The organism is Nocardia sp. CC213A (assembly GCF_030766805.1).
Taxonomy (GTDB): Bacteria; Actinomycetota; Actinomycetes; order Mycobacteriales; family Mycobacteriaceae; genus Nocardia; species Nocardia otitidiscaviarum.
Genome location: NZ_JASFXA010000002.1, coordinates 517,006 through 532,985 on the forward strand (window position 1 = coordinate 517,006; position 15,980 = coordinate 532,985).

The following is a 15,980-nucleotide window of genomic DNA, read 5'->3' on the forward strand; positions in this document are numbered from 1 at the left end:
GGCTTCGATTTCCTAAACGATTATGCCTGGCCGCCATTCTCTTCCGGTGATCTTACCGTCCTGCTGGATCTCGACCAGGCGATCGACGGCCCCCTTGATGGCGTCGTCGCTCAGGCCGAGATCCCCGAGATTGGACCGCAGCTGATCGGGGTGCAACGCGCGGACGTCCCGCAGAACGTCGGAATGCAGCGAGCCGTCGCTCGGGGCATCGGGTCCTCGGTCGTTCATGTAGTGCGAGATGAAGTCGGACCGTATACCGAATTCCGTATCTCGATACTCCGGGAACGTCAGCGAGTGGTCGATCGCCACGGGGCGGATTCGATCCGACTCGACAACCGTCCGGTAATTGCCCGCATGCCTGTCGGTATTGCCCGTGATGTAGTCGAGCACCGCCATTCGATGCCGGTCGACGATGTCGTAGTCCTCCAGGCTGCGAGCCTCGTCCGATTCCACGAACTTCATTACCGCGCTGGGGCCGAAGTCCGCGGCATTGTCGGCGATCCCTGCCGGGGGAACGAGATCCCAGCCGAGCAGGTGGTCCACCCGATATGTCGCGACCTCCCGTGCGCCCTGAGCGCCCCCGCCAGCCGGAATGCAGGCGCGTGTTCGTATCTCGCCGGTGAACGGCTTCACTACATAGCGGCTGCCATCGCTCGATTCGGCACGGTAGACCTGCTTTTCGCGCTGACCCCGCTCGAGATCGTTCCCCAGCGTGGCGTCGGGTCCGTGCAGCGAGTCGACCCGCCGTCCCGGATCCGGCCCCGACAGGCCACGCCGCATCTCCAGTTCTTCGCGGCTCGGCCGGTAGCCGGTTGCCGTGGCAGGTGGCGTGTCGGGGACGTGCCGTGGAGATTCGGAAGGAAAGTGCCCCTCCACGGCTCGCACGCTGTGCCGATCGGCCCCCACGGCGTTCGAGCCGGTCGCGCGCAGTTCGCCGGCGGCATCGCGCATGGGCGGGGCGGCGGCCTGATTGGCTCCGCTCTGGAGCGCCGTGCTGATCCGCTGCAAGATCTGCTGTCCCAGCCGGGAGAGCAACCCACTCATCCCATCGCTCCCCGCACCCGGCATCGGTCAACCGACGTGAGTCGTCACGCCGCCTGGTGATCATCCGAGATGACGGCGGGATGCACCGATTACGGTATTCCCATTACGGGGAAGAGTGGATCGGCAGGAAGAGTTGGGTCGGCGGGCAACGCGTGTCGGGGCCTCCTACCCGAAGCTCGGTGCGCCGGGGACCGCGGCGGCCGGGGAGGGGAGCTGGCCGGGGGGCGGTGTGAAGGAGGCCATCAGTTCCCAGGTGCGCGCCTGGGCGCGCTTGGACGCCTCGCGGCCGGCCGCCGCGACGGCGGTGCCCAGCTGTTCCAGGGAGATTCGCCGGGCGTCGGCGCCGAAGCGCACGTCGGTGAGTACACCGGAGGCGTCCACGGTGACCTCCACCAGGCCGTCCGCCGACTCGGCGGTGCAGCGCAGCGTGTTCAGCCGCTGATGGATGTCGGCGAGCCGTGCCTGTTGCTCGCCGAGTGCGCCGACGACCTGATCGATCTGCTCGCGCGCCGAATCGGCGGGTGAGCGCAGGTCTACTCGTTCCGCACTGTCCATCGCATCTCCTCGTCTCGCGATCCGGTTCGTTCGCTGCCATTGTCGGTTCTTCCCAGTGTGGGGAGCACCGCACGCGTGCGGCGGCGAGCGGACGCTCAGTCGCCGAGTGCCGTGATGGCGGCGCGCAGCCGGTCGGTGGCCTCGTCGGCCACGTCCTCGAGGGCGGGTGCGTCGGCGAGATCCGCCATCATGCGCGGGTCCGCTACCTCCACCAGCACGGTGTCGGGTCCGGTGCCGCGGACCACGACATTGCAGGGGAGCAGCAGGCCGATGCGGCGCTCGCCGTCGAGGGCGCGGTTGGCCAGTGGGGGATTGCACGCGCCGAGGATGAGGTAGTCCTCCATGTCGACGTCGAGCTTGGCCTTCATGGTGGCGCGGACGTCGATTTCGGTGAGCACTCCGAAACCCTGCTGCGACAGGGCCGTTCGGGTGCGTTCGACGGCATCGGCGAAGGAGGTGTGCAGGGTGGTAGACAGTTCCGGGTTCGTCTTCATCTCGTCACCTGCTCGCTATCGGTTGCGGAGGCGGCGCAGCCAGCCTCGGTCGGTATCGGTCTGGTGGCCGGGGCACCACTGGTCGGCGGGGACCGCGGCGCGGACCTGCGCGACATGGTGGCCGCAGCCGGACCAGGTGGTCTTGCCGCAGGTTCGGCAGCGGACGGGGCTACACATGCGGGATTACCTTTCCGTGGTGGGTCATGCCGGGCCGTCGCCGTTGTCGACCGCGTCGGCGAATTCGCAGAAGGCTTCGTAGGCGCGGGCGCCGTGGATGGTGGCGGGTCCGCCGTGCATGAGGAAGGTGACGCCGATGGCCTCGGCGGCCTCCTGCCGGGTGGCTCCGGCGCGGGCCGCGGCCTGCCCGTGCGAGGCGATGCAGCCGTCGCAGCCCTCCACCACGCCGATGGCGAAGGCGATGAGTTCCTTGGTCTTGCGGTCCAGCGCCCCCGGCGCGAACGCCGCCTTGCTCAGCTCGCCGAAGCCCTTGTAGACCTCGGGAATGCTGCGGCGCAGCTCACGGTGCTGTGGGGACAGTTCGCGCAGTACCGCCGTGCCGTGCCGGGACGTGTGCTCGGTGACAGGTGACATCGGTGTTCCTTTCGGCTCTCACTTATCCCCCTGGGGGGATACGAGACCCAGCGTACATCCCCCTGGGGGGATATACAATGAACGAGTCCGGCCGCGATTCGGCCGATCAGCCGAAGGAGATGGACCCATGCGACTAGAGCCCGAGGACACCAGGGCCGTGCTCACCCGGATGAAGCGCGCCCACGGCCATTTGGCCAGCGTCATCCGCATGATGGAGGAGGGCGCGGAATGTGAGGACGTCCTCACCCAGCTCGCCGCCGTCAACAAGGCGCTCAGCCGCAGCGGCTACGCGCTGGTGGCCACCGGCCTGCAGCACTGCCTGACCACCGGCGGCCCGGACAGCGTCGACACCAAGAAGATGGAGAAGCTCTTCCTCTCCCTGGCCTGAGTTCGACCGGTCGCCAGCGGGATTCCCGTCATCGCGCACGCTGTGGCAGGGTGGTCCGGGCAGGTGTCGTTCGGTGTTCGGAAGGCTCGGTGTGGTTTCGCGGTTGGGGCGCAGCAGATTTCCGTGGCTAGTCGCCCTCGCGGCGGTGCTGGCCGGGCTGGGTGCGGTGCCCGTGCCCGCCGCGGCCGACGCCGTCGACAACCATGTCGACGAGCTGGCCGAGGCGGCGGCAACACCGGTGCTGCGCTGGAACGACTGCGGTGACGGGTTCGAGTGCGCGAGCGCGGCGGTGCCGCTGGACTACCACCGTCCGCGGGACGAGGGCATCGAGCTGGCCGTGATCAAACTGCCCGCCGCCGATCCGAATGCCCGAATCGGCACCCTGTTCGTCAATTTCGGCGGTCCCGGCGCGTCCGGCGTCGATCGGCTGCGGGAACGGGCTCGCTGGCCGTGGCTGTTCTCCGCGGAGCTGCGGGCGCGCTTCGACATCGTCTCATGGGATCCGCGGGCGGTGGCGCGCAGCGCGGCGGCTCGGTGCTTTCCGAATACCGATGCGCAGCTGGCATTTCTGGGGGCGTTCCCGGCTATGCCCGGAGATCCGGCTGGCGAGGCCGAATTCTATTCCTACAACCGGGAATTCGCCGAGCGCTGTGCGCGATCGGCGGGTCCGATACTGCGCCACGCCTCGACCGCCAACACCGCGCGGGACCTGGAACTGCTGCGGCGGGCCGTCGGTGACCCGCGACTGACCTACCACGGCATCTCCTACGGCACCCTGCTCGGCGCCACCTACGCCAACATGTTCCCCGGACGTGTTCGGGCCATGGCGTTCGACGGATCCATGGACTTCCAGGGCAGCGTCACCGGCCACGGGACCCAGGGGACCACCATGCCGCTGGACGCCCGCCAGGACGTTGCCACCGGTATCGCGGAGACCTTCGACGCCTTCCTGCGGCAGTGCGCGCAGGCGGGACCGAATTGCGCCTTCTCCGCCGGGTTCCCCGGACTCAAGTGGCGGTTGATCGCCGAACGGGCGCGCTTCGCGCCCATCCAGCTGAACGGGTACACCTGGACGTACTCCGCCATCGTCAACGCGGCGTCGGACCTTTCGCGCCCGTCCACCTATCCCGAGCTGGCCGAACTGCTGCAGTCGCTGTTCGACGCGGTGTTCGGTCTGCCGGGCATCGCGCCGGTCTCCGGCGGGGCGAACTACACCGGCAATCGCACGGAGGCGTTCTTCACGACCCAGTGCGTCGACAGCACGGTGCCCACCGATCTCGCGGTGTACAGCCGCGCCGCCGTCACCGAGGACCGACGGGTGCCGTACTTCGGCCGCATCGGCGTCTTCGACATGATGGCCTGCGCGTTCTGGCAGGCACAGGACGCCGACCGCTACACCGGCTCCTGGAACCGCCGGACCGCCGCCCCCATCCTGGTGCTCAACAGCCGATTCGACCCGGCCACACCGCTGGCGGGCGCGTACGCGGGAGCCGCGCAACTGGCCGACGCCCGCGTGGTGGTGGTCGAGGGGACGGGCCACAGCAGCATGTACGTGCCCAGCACCTGTGCCGAACGGGTGAAGCGGGAGTATCTGTTCACCGGCGAGCTGCCTCCGGTGGACACCCGATGCGAGATGGACCGGTCGCCGTTCGATCCGGCCTGACTCATCCGATGGTGACGAATCCCCGCTCCGCCATCCACTCGCGCGCCACCCGCGCCGGTTCGCGACCCTCCACATCCACCTGCCGGTTCAATTCGGTGATGGTCTCGTTGGTGAGCAGCCGCGAGATCGGGGTCAGCACCTCGATCACCTCCGGATGCGCCGTGGCGAAATCCTCCCGCATCACCAGGGCCGCATTGTATGTCGGGAAGAAGCCGCGATCGTCGGTGAGCAGTCGCAGATCCAGTGCGGGAATACGCCCGTCGGTGGCGGCGACGGAGCCGAAGCGGCACTGGCGGGCATCGGCGACGGCCTGGTAGACCAGCGCGTCCTGCACGATCTGCTTCGGCACCCGACCGGCGTCGATACCGTAGGTGCGCGTCATGCCCGGGAAACCGTCCTGGCGCACATTGAATTCGGTGCCGACACAGGTGGCGGCGGCGGCCGGATCGGCGGCGACCAGCGCCGCGTAGTCGGACAGGGTCCGCACCCCGGTCTCCTCGGCCGTGCGGGCGCTGGTCGCGATGGCATAGGTGTTGTTCATGGGAGCCATTGCCGCCCAGACCATTCCGTGTGCGGCCAGATCGGCGTCGCGCACCGCCTCGAACTGCTCCCGGGACCCCGGCACCGGGGTCTCGTTGCCCAGGTAGTTGATCCAGCCCGTCCCGGTGTAGTCGTAGGCGATATCGATCTGCCCGCGCTCCTGCGCGGCGCGCAGACTGTTGGAGCCGACGATATTGGTGAGGTCGCGCACCTGTGCCCCGGCCGCCGAGAGCGCGAACTCGATGAGGTACCCGAGCACGATCTGCTCGGTGAAGTCCTTGGAGCCGACCGTGATCGACACCCCGTCCAGTGCGGGAACCGGCTGAACCGAGCCGGGCTCGACGCGCAGCGGCACCGCGCTGCCCGCCTCCAGGCCGCAGGCCGCCGCCAGCATTCCGATGGCGAGCAGCACGGCCGTGCAGCCGCGCCGGATCCGACCGTTCACCGCAACCCCCTCGGGCCGAGGAACCGCTCGGCCAGCGCCCCCAGCCAGTCGATGAGCAGGGCGAGCGCCACCGTCAGCAGCGCGCCCACCCAGAGCGTCACATTGTCGCGCAGCTTGTAGCCGGTGTCGATGAGGATGCCCAGCCCGCCCGCGCTCACCAGGAACGACAGGGTGGCGGTGCCCACCGCCAGCACCAGCGAGGTGCGCAGTCCCGCCAGAATGTAGGGCACGGCGAGCGGGAATTCGATGCGCCGCAGCACCGTCGCCGCCGACATGCCCTGCCCGCGACCCGCGTCGACGATCGCCGGATCGACCTCGTCGTAGCCCAGGATGGTATTGCGCAGCACCGGGAGCAGTGACAACAGCACGATGGGGGCGACCCCGATCCAGAAGCCGGTGGTGCGGGTGATCAGGTAGAACAGCACGATGAGGCCGATGGCCGGGGCCGCCGCGCCGATATTCGCCAGACCGACGAACAGCGGTGTGAGACGCCGGAATCGGGGGCGGGTGAGCAGGGTGCCCAGCGGTACGGCGATCACGACGACGATCGCGACCACGGTGACGGTGATGAGCACGTGCTGTCGGGTGACGGTGGCGATATTGTCGGCGGTGAGGCTGGCCCGCTGTGTGGCCGTGAGGTCGCGCGCGAAGGCCCACACCAGGACTCCCGCGCTCAGCAGCACCGCGAGCAGCGGTTGCGCCACGAGCCGGATGCGGTCGGCGCGCCGTTCGGCCCGCGCGGTCACGCCGAATCTCCCGCGTCCGCGCTGGCGTGATCTCCCGCGTCCGCGCTGGCGTGATCTCCCGCGTCCGCGCGGGCGTGCGCGGTCCGGATGGCGGACAGGTGCGCGACCAGCGTGTCGATGGTGATCAGACCGGCGTAGGCGCCCCGGCGGCCGGTGACGACGGCATTGGCGGTGCTGTCCGCGAGCAGCGCCTCCAGTGCCTCCTGCAAGGTGGACCGCAGCGAAACCGCCTCGCCCACCGGCGTTCCCGCCTCCCGCAGTGAGGTCGCGTGCGCGAGCTGGGGGAGGGTGACCCAGCGCAGCGGGCGGCTGTGGTCGTCGAGAATCAGGCCGAAGTCGCGCTGACCCCTGGTGAGGGTCTCGCGCAGCAGGTCGACCGAGGAACTCTCCACCACGGTGGGGCAGTCGCCCAGCTCGACGTCCGCGACCCGGGTGAGGGTGAGCTGTTTGAGCGCCGCGTCCGCGCCCACGAACCCGGCCACGGTCTCGTCGGCCGGTTCGGCCAGGATCGCGGCCGGGGTGTCGTATTGCAGAATGCGGGATCGGTTGCCCAGCACCGCGATACGGTCGCCGAGCTTGACCGCCTCGTTGAAGTCGTGGGTGACGAAGACGATGGTTTTGCGCAATTCGGCTTGCAGCCGCAGCAATTCGTCCTGGAGCAGGCCGCGGGTGATGGGGTCGACCGCGCCGAACGGCTCGTCCATGAGCAGTACCGGCGGATCGGCGGCCAGCGCCCGCGCCACTCCGACCCGCTGCTGCTGACCGCCCGACAGCTGGCGCGGATAGCGGTCCCGGAAGGTGTCCGGGTCGAGTCCCACCAGATCGAGCATTTCGTCGACGCGCTCGGCGATGCGGGTGCGGTCCCAGCCGATCAGGCCGGGTACGGTGGCCACATTCCGCGCCACCGTGAGATGCGGGAACAGTCCGGCCTGCTGGATGGAGTAACCGATACCGCGGCGCAGCCGGTCCGGGTTCACCGCCGCGGTGTCGCGCCCGTCGATGGTGATGGTGCCCGAGCTGGGTTCGATGAGCCGGTTGATCATGCGCATGGTGGTGGTCTTGCCGCAGCCCGACGGCCCCACCAGTACCACGGTCTCACCGGCCGGAATGGTCATCGAGACCCGGTCCACCGCCGGATCACGCTGCCCCGGATAGTGTTTGGTGACGGCATCGAGCACGATCTCGGCCCCGGAGACGGCCGGTTCGGCGCTGCTGGTGTCAGGCACGGATACCCCCGGATGTGGTCAGTCGCCCGGTGAGGACGAGGAGTGCGTCGAGCAGCAGGGCCAGGACCACGATGAGCACCGTGCCGGTGAGCGCCTGCGGCACCGCCGTCGGCGTGCCCAGCCGGGCCAGTCCCGAGAAGATGAGATTGCCCAGGCCGGGACCTTTGGCGTAGGCGGCGATGGCGAGAATCCCCATGATCATCTGGGTGCTGACCCGCATGCCCGCGAGGATGGCGGGCCAGGCCAGCGGCAGTTCGATGCGGGCCAGCACCCGCAGCCGGTTCATCCCCACGCCGCGCGCGGCATCGGTCACCGCCGGATCCACCGCGGACAGCCCGACGATGGTGTTGCGCAGGATCGGCAGCAGCGCGTACAGCACCAGCGCGGTGATGGTGGGCGGAACACCAAGGCCCAGAACGGGAATCAGTATCCCGAGCAGTGCGAACGACGGAATGGTCAGGATGATGCTCGCGGTGGCGGTCGCCGCCGCCGACCCCAGCGGGCTGCGGTGCACCAGCGCCCCGATCAGCACCGCCACCACCGAGGCGATGGCGATGGCCTGCACCACCGCGGAGACGTGCAGATACGAATCCGTCATCAGCTGATGGCGATGGTCGACGATATAGCTCCACAGGGTGTCCAGTGCTCACCCCTCCCACTGGTCGGTGTCGCGGCCGAGCATAGTGGGGAAACCGCGACGCCCGGGGATTTCGCCGGGCACCGTCGCACCGACGCCGATTGACCGAACGGTATGGTCTGACCCGACGCAGGGAACACCGGTGCGAATCCGGGGCTGTCCCGCAACTGTCACCGAGGAGCGATCCGCCGAGTACGGCCACGACCTGCCCAGGTTGGAAGGCCGGTGGAGAGCATCGATCCGGGAGCCAGGATACCTGCGCCAGCGGTACGGGATCACACCCACGAGGATGGCAATGAACAACTACACATCAGCCCGGCCCGGCTTCGGTCGCCGGCGTTTTCTGCTCGGCGGCATGGGCGCACTCGGCGCGGTCGCGCTGGGCGGCACCGGCATGCTCACGGGCTGCGGCACTGAGAGCGGTCCGGCGGGCGCACCGGATGGACCGCCGCGCCCGGGCGGGCGGCTGCGGTCGGTGATCGCGGGCCGCTCCGCGACCTCCGACGTACTCGATCCGCACCAGGCGGGGAGTTCGGCGGGCGGCGCGGTCTCGAAGAACGTGTGGGACAAGCTGGTCGCGTACAACAACGACCTGACCCTGCGCTACCGGCTCGCGGAGTCGCTGGAACCCAACGCCGACGGCAGCCAGTGGCGGATCCGGCTGCGCCCCGGGGTGGTCTTCAGCGATGGTACGCCGCTGACCTCGCGGGATGTGCTGTGGAGTTTCGAACGCATGCTGGATCCGGCCAAGAAGTCCTCCGGTGACCTCTCGGTGGTCGACATGTCCCGCAGCCGCGCCGCGGGCGACCTCGAGGTGCTGGTGGCGATGAAAACCCCGCTGGCCGACTTCGGTTCGGTGCTGGCGGGCTGGTACTGCTACATCGTCAAGGACGGCACCGGCGTCATCGACGGCTCCGTACTGCCGGTGGGCACCGGTCCGTTCGCGCTGGAACGCTGGTCTCCCGGCGACCGGACGCTGCTGCGCCGCAACGAACGCTACTGGGACGGGCGTCCCCTGCTCGACGAGGTGGAGATCATCCAGATCGCGGAGACCGAGGCGCGGGTTAACGCCTTCCTGTCCGGGGAAGCCGATGTGGTGCACGAGATCTCGTACCTCCAGGCGCGCACGCTGTCCAGCGATCCCGACACCACCGTGGTGGTGCCGCCCGCCGGACTGATGGGCGCGTTCCAGATGCGGGTGGACACACCGCCTTTCGACGATGTGCGGGTGCGGCAGGCGATGCGTCTGGCGGTGGACCGGCAGGCCATGGTCGACGCGGTGTACTACGGCTACGCCGAGGTCGGCAACGACATCTACGGCAAGGGCGCGCCGTTCTACCACGACGGACTGCCGCAGCGCTCCTACGATCCGGACCGTGCGCGAGAACTGCTGCGCGCGGCGGGCAAGGAGAATCTGACCGTCACCCTGCCCACCGCCGACGGCACACCGGGCATGCTCGAATCGGCCACACTCTTCGCCGAGCAGGCCAAGGCCGCGGGCATCACCATCAACCTGGAGTCGGTGCCGGCCGACACCTATTTCTCGCAGGTCAGCGGAAAAGCGCCGCTGTCGCATATCGGTTGGTGGAACTACAGTCTCGACTACTTCTACGGCCAGACCATGACCAGCGGCTCACCGAGCAATGGCACCGGCTGGCGGCGGCCCGAGTGGGACGCCACCTTCGCGCAGGCCCGTGCCGCCATGGATCCGCAGCGGCGCGCGGCGCTGTATCGCGAACTCCAGGAAGAGCTCTGGAACGAGGGTGGCTACATCCTGCACAGCTTCGCCAAACGTCCCGACGCGGCCAAGAACTACGTCGGTGGCGTGCGCGACGGCGTGCCCGGCACCGATGACTGGGCCAACTACGCCACCACCTGGCTCGCCACCTAGGCATGCTCGGCTACCTGGCACGGCGCGTCGGCGGCGGCCTCGGAGTGCTGCTCGCCGTCGCGCTCGCGGTGTTCGGCCTGTTCGAATCGCTGGATTCGGATGCGGCCACGGTGAAGCTGTCGCGCACCGGCGGCGGTGACCCCACCCCGGAGCAGTTGGCCGCGGTGCGCACCGAACTCGGGCTGGACCGGCCCGCGCCGGTGCGCTTCGTGGCGTGGCTGACCGGCTTCGTCCGCGGTGACTTCGGGACCTCGCTCATCTCGGGACGGCCGGTGGACGAGGTGCTGCTCGGCCGGGTGGCCAATAGCGCCACCCTGGCGGCCATCACCGTCGCGCTGCTGATTCCGCTCGCCTTGACACTCGGGCTGCTGGCGGGAGCGCGGGTCGGGTCGCGCACCGATCGGCTGATCAGCACGGCGGCCCTGGCCGCGGAATCGGTGCCGTCCTTCGTTTTCGGCGTCCTGCTGGTGGCGACCGTATCGCTGTCGCTGCGGCTGCTGCCGGCGGTATCGCTGCTGCCGACCGGCACGAGCCCGTGGAGCCGCCCGGAAATTCTGGTGCTGCCGGTGCTGTGCCTGCTGATCGGACTCTCGCCGCATCCGGTGCGGCTGGTGCGGGCGCAGACCGCGGAGGTCATATCCCGGCCTTTCGTTCGGACGGCGCGGCTCAACGGCATTCGCGGGCCGGGGCTGCTGCTGCGGCATGTCGCGCCCAATGCGGTGTCGGCGTCGATTCAACCGCTCGCCGGATCGGTGGTCGGGCTGATCGGCGGAATCGCCGTGGTGGAAACGCTGTTCAGCTACCCGGGCCTGTCCCAGGAACTGCTGCGCGCCATCGAGGTGCGGGACTTCCCGTTCGTGCAGTCGGCGGCCGTGCTGCTGGCCGGCGTCGGCATCGGGGTCCATCTGGTCGCGGATCTGCTCACCCTGCTGGTGAGTCCGAAGGTGCGGCACCTGACCGTCGCGGGGGAATCTTCATGAATCCTAGGGTGATTCGTTCCGGCTGGCTGTTCGTCACGCTGGCGGTGCTGTTGGTGGTGCTGCTCGGGCCGGTTCTCGCGCCGTACGGGCCGACCGCGGCCGTCGCGCCGCCGTTTCAGGGGCCGTCGGGGAGTCATCCGCTCGGCACGGATGTGGTGGGCCGCGATGTGCTCTCGCGGGTGTTGCACGGCGGACTGCCGCTGTTGTCCATCGCTGGGCTGGCTCTCGTGGTCGCCTATGCGCTGGGGCTCGGGCTGGGGCTGATCGCGGGGCTGCGCCGGGCGGTGGACGGCTGGATCATGCGGCCCGTGGACGCCATCGTGGTGATTCCCTGGTTCCTGCTGCTCGCGGTGATCGCCACCGCCATGGGTGCGGGACCGGCCGCGATCGTGGTGACCACGGCCCTGGCGTCGGTGCCGTGGATCATCCGCATCGTGCGCACCGGCACGATGGAGGTCGCCGCCACCGGCTATCTGGAATCGGCGCGGGCGCGGGGCGAACCGCTGTGGCGGCTCGCGCTGGTCGAAGTGCTGCCCAATCTCCGGTCCGTGGTGCTGGCCGACGCCGGAGTCCGCATGTCGGCCAGCATCTCCATGGTCGCGGTGAGCGGATTCCTGGGTTTGGGGCTGCGGCCGCCGTCCGCGGATTGGGCGCTCATGATCACCGAGAACCGGCCCGGCTTCGGGATGCAGCCGTGGGCGGTGCTGGCACCCGCGCTGCTGATCATGGTGCTGGTGGTGTCGGTCAACATGGTCACCGACCGGGCGCTCGGGTCCGCGCGGACGGTGGGAACGTGGTCGGCGGGTGTGCGGCGCGCCGGGATACGACAGGGGGGCGTGCGCGCGGCGGGTGTGCGCCGGGCGGAAGAGCGGCACGTGGACGTGCGGACGGCGGGCGGGCGCCGGGCGGGACAGCGGCAACGGGGGTCGCGTGACGTGGTACCGGTGGCCGGACCGGGGTTGACGGTGGCCGGGCTCGATGTTCGCGATGCCGCCGGAAACGCTGTGCTGGAGGATATCTCGGTGCACGTGCCCGCGGGAAGCGGCTTGGCCGTGGTCGGTCCCTCCGGCGCGGGCAAGACCACCTTCGCGCTGGCGCTGCTCGGCGCGCTCCCGGACGGCCTGACGGCCTCCGGCGCGGTCGGGCTCGGCGAGAACGGGCAGCGCCGCGCCGTGGGATACGTGCCGCAGGATCCGGCGACCGGCCTCAACCCGGCGCTACGGATCGGCAGCGTCCTGCGCGACATCGCCGGGCGGCACGGCGAATCCGACATCGCCGCGAGTGTGGCCGCGGCGCTGCTCCGCGTCGAACTGCCTGCCGACCGCGCCTTCCAGCGCCGCTTCCCGCACGAGCTGTCCGGCGGTCAGCAGCAGCGGGTGCTGCTGGCCATGGCCATGATCGGCGACCCCGCCCTGCTGGTCCTCGACGAGCCGACCACGGGGCTGGACGCGCGCACGCGGGATCGGTTGGTGGACACGCTGCTTCGCATCCGCCGCGACCGCACGAGCACCCTGCTCGTGATCACCCACGACCGCACCTCGGTCGCACCGCTCATCGACGACGTGCTGGAGCTGGACGCGGGGCGATCGGTGCCACCGGTGACGCACGGACGCGTGTCGCCGCCGCCGAGAAATGGCGCATCCGGCTCTCCGTGTGCCGGCGAATCCGCGACGCCCGGCGGTGTGGGCGGCTCGGTATCGGGGGCGCGGTGCGCCGGTGCGGCCGCGCCGGTGCTGCGGGTGGACGGGCTCACGGTCGGACATGGGCGGCGTGGGGGCTTCCGCCCTGTGGCGGAGGGGTTGTCGTTCGAGCTGCGCGCGGGGGAGTGCCTTGCCGTGACGGGGCGGTCCGGGGCCGGAAAGACCACGGTGGCACGGGCATTGGCGGGTCTGCACGCGCCGGTGCGGGGTGTGGTCGAACTCGACGGGTCCCCCTTGCACCCGCGCGTCGACCGGCGGCCGACCGAGCATCGGCGCGCGGTTCAGCTGGTCTTCCAGAATCCGGCCACCTCGCTCAATCCGGCCTACCGCATCGGTGCGCAGATCGGTCGGCCGCTACGACTGCTGCACGGACTCGACGATGCCGCCGCCGGACAACGGACCCGCGAGCTGCTCGCCGGTGTCGGGCTCGACGCGGGGCTGGGCCTGCGACGGCCGGAACACCTTTCGGGCGGTCAACAGCAGCGCGCCGCCATCGCCCGCGCGCTGGCCGCCGCACCGCGCGTGCTGATCTGCGACGAGATCACCTCGTCGCTGGACCCGTCGTCCCGGGACACCGTGCTCGACCTGCTCGAGCGGCTGCGGCGAGAGGGGCTGGCGCTCATCGTGATCAGTCATCAGGAAGCCGTCATCGACCGGCTGGCCGATCGGGTGCTGGAGCTCCCGGAGCACGGTGCGGACGGTGGCGCGATATCGCCGTCGATGGTGTCCCCGGAGGCGTTCCCACTTGCGCCATCCGATAAATCACACTGAGCCACAGCAGGATTCGTCACGTAGGAGTAGCGTCCCCAAGGGGGGATGGCTGGCCAGCGGCTGACCTACCGGTGGGAAACCTTCCTGACGCGGGAGCTGCCCGCTTTTCTGGCGCGGTACGGCGTATCCCGCACCAACAACGGCATCGTCGGCGCTTCCATGGGCGGCAATGCCGCACTCGTCCTGGCGGCTTACCACCGCGACCAGTTCCGCTTCGCGGGCAGCTTCTCGGGGTTCGTGAATCCGACCTTCCCGCTGTGGCACGAAGCCATGCGAGCGGCGATGTGGGATGAGGGCCGTTTCAACGTCGACGACATGTGGGGTCCGGCGGGCGATCCCGCCTGGCGGCGCAATGACGCCACGGTGCAGGCCGAACGGCTGCGCGGGCTACCGATGTACATCTCCACCGGCAACGGTGTCCCCGGCCTGCCCGATATCGGCTACGGCCTCGGCAATACCGCCAATGCCATGGCCCTGGAGGCCATGACCCAGACCGCCGCCCGCACCTTCCACGACCGCCTCGCAGCCCTCGGCATCCCCGCCCGCTTCGACTTCGTCCAGGGCACCCACGTCTGGCCCTACTGGCAGCAGGCCCTCGCCACGGCCCGCCCCATGATCCTCGACGCCCTCCGCGCCCACTGACCAGAGGCAACTGGTCGGTCGCATCCCGTAGATTCCCGGATATGAGCTTTCTGGGTGGGGTATTCGGTTCCAAGCGCAAACAATTCGGGGAACAGGCACTGTCCATGGTGCGCGCGCGGCCCGGCGTGGTGGAGGCGCGATTCAATGCCGGTCGGTTCGAGATCGAGTTCCGCACGCAGGACGGGATGCGGGGGCGCATCGATTTGACCGCCGCCTACCGGCGGTGTCGTGGGGCCACGCCGACGGAGGCCGCGCGACTGCTGTTCGAATTCGTCTCGATCACACCGGAATACGGTGCGAACGCGACGCACGAGGAGTGGATGCCGCGGCTACGGCCGCTGCTCCGACAGGCGGGCGGCCTGGATATGCGGGTCGAGGGGCAGCGGGTGGCCGACCACAAGCTGTGGCGACCTGTGCTGCCGTGCCTGATGGAGTACGTGGTCATCGACCAGCCGACGTCGATGCAGAATGTCCATCCGGCTCAGCTCGCCGAATGGGGTGTGGATGCCGACACCGTATTCGCCGCCGCCCGAGGCAATCTGGCGGAACTGGCCTTCGACACCCTCGCCCGCTACGACCCGGGGACGCAGGGCGGCATGATGCACCTGCCCGATACCGACGGCGACCTGTACGCCGGTTCGCTGCCGCTGGTGGAGGGCTGGCTGGCCGGGATCGGCGCGAAAGCCGGTGCACGGCCGATCGTCTTCGTCGCCGAGAACGTCGGCGTGCTGGTCGGCGCGGAGTTCTCCGACCAACATGTGCTGCGGCTGCTGTCCGTTGCCCGGGAGCTGTTCGACAACGCGGTGCGGCCGGTGTCGCCCGTTCCCTACACGGTCGATGCGGCGGGAGCATTGGTCCCGTATCGCGTCGAGCGGGGTCACCCGGCGTGGCGGGAGATCCGTTCCGCGGAGTCGACGCTCGCCGCCCAGGTGTACACACAGCAGTACGAATACCTGCGGGCCGATCTCGCCGCGGGCCTGACCGAGGATCGTGCGGCACAGCTCATGCACGCCCGCAAGCCGGACGGCAGCGAGACGACCCTCGCGGCGTGGACCGATACGGTGCCGACCCTGCTGCCACGGGCGCACACCGTCACCCTCACCGATGTCGACACCGGCGAGACATTCGGCCTGCCCTGGGAAACCCTCGCCGACGCAGTCGATCTGCGGCCGGTCGAGGGTATCCACCCGACCCGCTACCGCGTCGTGGACCATCCCGACGCGCAGACCATGGCGCGGCTGCGAGCCTGCGCGCGTATCGACTGACGGCGGTGATATCCGCCCGCGTGCCGCGAGTACTGTCGAAGGGCATTGTTCGAACTCTGGTGGAGGTTGTGCTGATGGCTCGGATTCCCACGTCGTTGCTCGCGGCCGGTGGGCTCACCGGTGGTTTCGCGCTCGCGCAGGCGACCAAGCAGCGGCAGTTGGGTGGGGCGGTGTTCGCGGCGGGGACCCTCGCGGCGGTGCCGCAGTGGTACAAGACCGCCGGTGCCGGGGGTGCGGCGGCGTTGACCGGGATGGCGATCGGGGCCATGGGGGCCTCGCATCCGCTGGCGAAGAAGATCGGGGCCTGGCCGTCGGTGGCGGTGGTGTCGAGCGCGGTGGCGCTGGCCGCCTGGGTCGCGGTCGACCGGCGGGCCTGAACACCCGCGTCCGGCACCGGGAAGT

General features: G+C 69.7%; 17 protein-coding genes and 1 riboswitch. Of the genes, 8 read left to right on the forward strand and 9 right to left on the reverse strand.

Annotated features, from left to right (window positions below; all coding sequences use genetic code 11):
• Window positions 1-12: 12 nt before the first annotated feature.
• From QJS31_RS05515 to QJS31_RS05535, 5 genes are all read right to left on the reverse strand, one after another.
• Window positions 13-1,044, reverse strand: coding sequence for a hypothetical protein (locus QJS31_RS05515; protein ID WP_306356075.1), 1,032 nt, complete (start codon window positions 1,042-1,044; stop codon window positions 13-15).
• 165 nt (window positions 1,045-1,209) lie between these two features.
• Complete coding sequence (locus QJS31_RS05520) at window positions 1,210-1,599, reverse strand: YbaB/EbfC family nucleoid-associated protein (protein ID WP_282777935.1); 390 nt, start codon at window positions 1,597-1,599, stop codon at window positions 1,210-1,212.
• Window positions 1,600-1,694: 95 nt separating this feature from the next.
• Window positions 1,695-2,093: a DUF302 domain-containing protein gene (locus QJS31_RS05525; protein WP_306356076.1), complete on the reverse strand. Its 399-nt coding sequence runs from the start codon at window positions 2,091-2,093 to the stop codon at window positions 1,695-1,697.
• Window positions 2,094-2,108: 15 nt separating this feature from the next.
• Window positions 2,109-2,270, reverse strand: coding sequence for a hypothetical protein (locus tag QJS31_RS05530; protein WP_186000733.1), 162 nt, complete (start codon window positions 2,268-2,270; stop codon window positions 2,109-2,111).
• A 24-nt stretch (window positions 2,271-2,294) separates the two neighbouring features.
• Entirely contained in the window at window positions 2,295-2,684 is a 390-nt protein-coding gene (locus tag QJS31_RS05535; RefSeq protein WP_143979922.1) for a carboxymuconolactone decarboxylase family protein, read from the reverse strand.
• Window positions 2,685-2,811: 127 nt separating this feature from the next.
• Between QJS31_RS05535 and QJS31_RS05540 the strand changes: the two genes are divergently transcribed.
• Both QJS31_RS05540 and QJS31_RS05545 read left to right on the forward strand, forming a co-directional pair.
• Window positions 2,812-3,072: a metal-sensitive transcriptional regulator gene (locus tag QJS31_RS05540; protein ID WP_029931973.1), complete on the forward strand. Its 261-nt coding sequence runs from the start codon at window positions 2,812-2,814 to the stop codon at window positions 3,070-3,072.
• A 73-nt stretch (window positions 3,073-3,145) separates the two neighbouring features.
• Window positions 3,146-4,735, forward strand: a complete 1,590-nt coding sequence (locus QJS31_RS05545) for an alpha/beta hydrolase (protein ID WP_306356077.1) — start codon at window positions 3,146-3,148, stop codon at window positions 4,733-4,735.
• A gap of 1 nt (window position 4,736) precedes the next feature.
• Here the strand turns inward: QJS31_RS05545 and QJS31_RS05550 are convergent, their stop codons facing one another.
• From QJS31_RS05550 to QJS31_RS05565, 4 genes are read right to left on the reverse strand one after another with little or no spacing between them, the layout of a single operon-like run.
• A complete protein-coding gene (locus QJS31_RS05550; RefSeq protein WP_282777952.1) occupies window positions 4,737-5,669 on the reverse strand; it encodes a glycine betaine ABC transporter substrate-binding protein in 933 nt (310 codons plus the stop codon).
• A 47-nt stretch (window positions 5,670-5,716) separates the two neighbouring features.
• Window positions 5,717-6,466: an ABC transporter permease gene (locus QJS31_RS05555; protein WP_282777944.1), complete on the reverse strand. Its 750-nt coding sequence runs from the start codon at window positions 6,464-6,466 to the stop codon at window positions 5,717-5,719.
• Window positions 6,463-7,692 (reverse strand): ABC transporter ATP-binding protein, encoded by a 1,230-nt coding sequence (locus QJS31_RS05560; RefSeq protein ID WP_306356078.1) that lies wholly within the window; start codon window positions 7,690-7,692, stop codon window positions 6,463-6,465. Before QJS31_RS05560 ends, QJS31_RS05555 begins: the two co-directional genes overlap by 4 nt.
• Complete coding sequence (locus QJS31_RS05565; RefSeq protein ID WP_372341489.1) at window positions 7,685-8,290, reverse strand: ABC transporter permease; 606 nt, start codon at window positions 8,288-8,290, stop codon at window positions 7,685-7,687. The genes QJS31_RS05560 and QJS31_RS05565 overlap by 8 nt, the downstream gene beginning before the upstream one ends.
• Before the next feature lie 170 nt (window positions 8,291-8,460).
• Window positions 8,461-8,587, forward strand: a riboswitch (cobalamin riboswitch).
• Between the two features lie 37 nt (window positions 8,588-8,624).
• Between QJS31_RS05565 and QJS31_RS05570 the strand changes: the two genes are divergently transcribed.
• The 6 genes from QJS31_RS05570 to QJS31_RS05595 all read left to right on the forward strand — a co-directional run bounded on the left by QJS31_RS05570 (window position 8,625) and on the right by QJS31_RS05595 (window position 15,955).
• Complete coding sequence (locus QJS31_RS05570; RefSeq protein WP_306356079.1) at window positions 8,625-10,220, forward strand: ABC transporter substrate-binding protein; 1,596 nt, start codon at window positions 8,625-8,627, stop codon at window positions 10,218-10,220.
• Between the two features lie 2 nt (window positions 10,221-10,222).
• The gene (locus QJS31_RS05575) at window positions 10,223-11,200 is read left to right on the forward strand and encodes an ABC transporter permease (protein WP_306356080.1); all 978 of its coding nucleotides are present in this window, start codon (window positions 10,223-10,225) and stop codon (window positions 11,198-11,200) included.
• On the forward strand, window positions 11,197-13,671 hold the full coding sequence (locus tag QJS31_RS05580; RefSeq protein WP_306356081.1) for an ATP-binding cassette domain-containing protein: 2,475 nt from the start codon (window positions 11,197-11,199) through the stop codon (window positions 13,669-13,671). The genes QJS31_RS05575 and QJS31_RS05580 overlap by 4 nt, the downstream gene beginning before the upstream one ends.
• A 45-nt stretch (window positions 13,672-13,716) precedes the next feature.
• The gene (locus QJS31_RS05585) at window positions 13,717-14,313 is read left to right on the forward strand and encodes an alpha/beta hydrolase family protein (RefSeq protein WP_306356082.1); all 597 of its coding nucleotides are present in this window, start codon (window positions 13,717-13,719) and stop codon (window positions 14,311-14,313) included.
• Window positions 14,314-14,354: 41 nt separating this feature from the next.
• Window positions 14,355-15,578, forward strand: coding sequence for a hypothetical protein (locus QJS31_RS05590; protein WP_282779209.1), 1,224 nt, complete (start codon window positions 14,355-14,357; stop codon window positions 15,576-15,578).
• Window positions 15,579-15,652: 74 nt separating this feature from the next.
• Complete coding sequence (locus QJS31_RS05595) at window positions 15,653-15,955, forward strand: hypothetical protein (RefSeq protein WP_282779207.1); 303 nt, start codon at window positions 15,653-15,655, stop codon at window positions 15,953-15,955.
• Window positions 15,956-15,980: the final 25 nt, after the last annotated feature.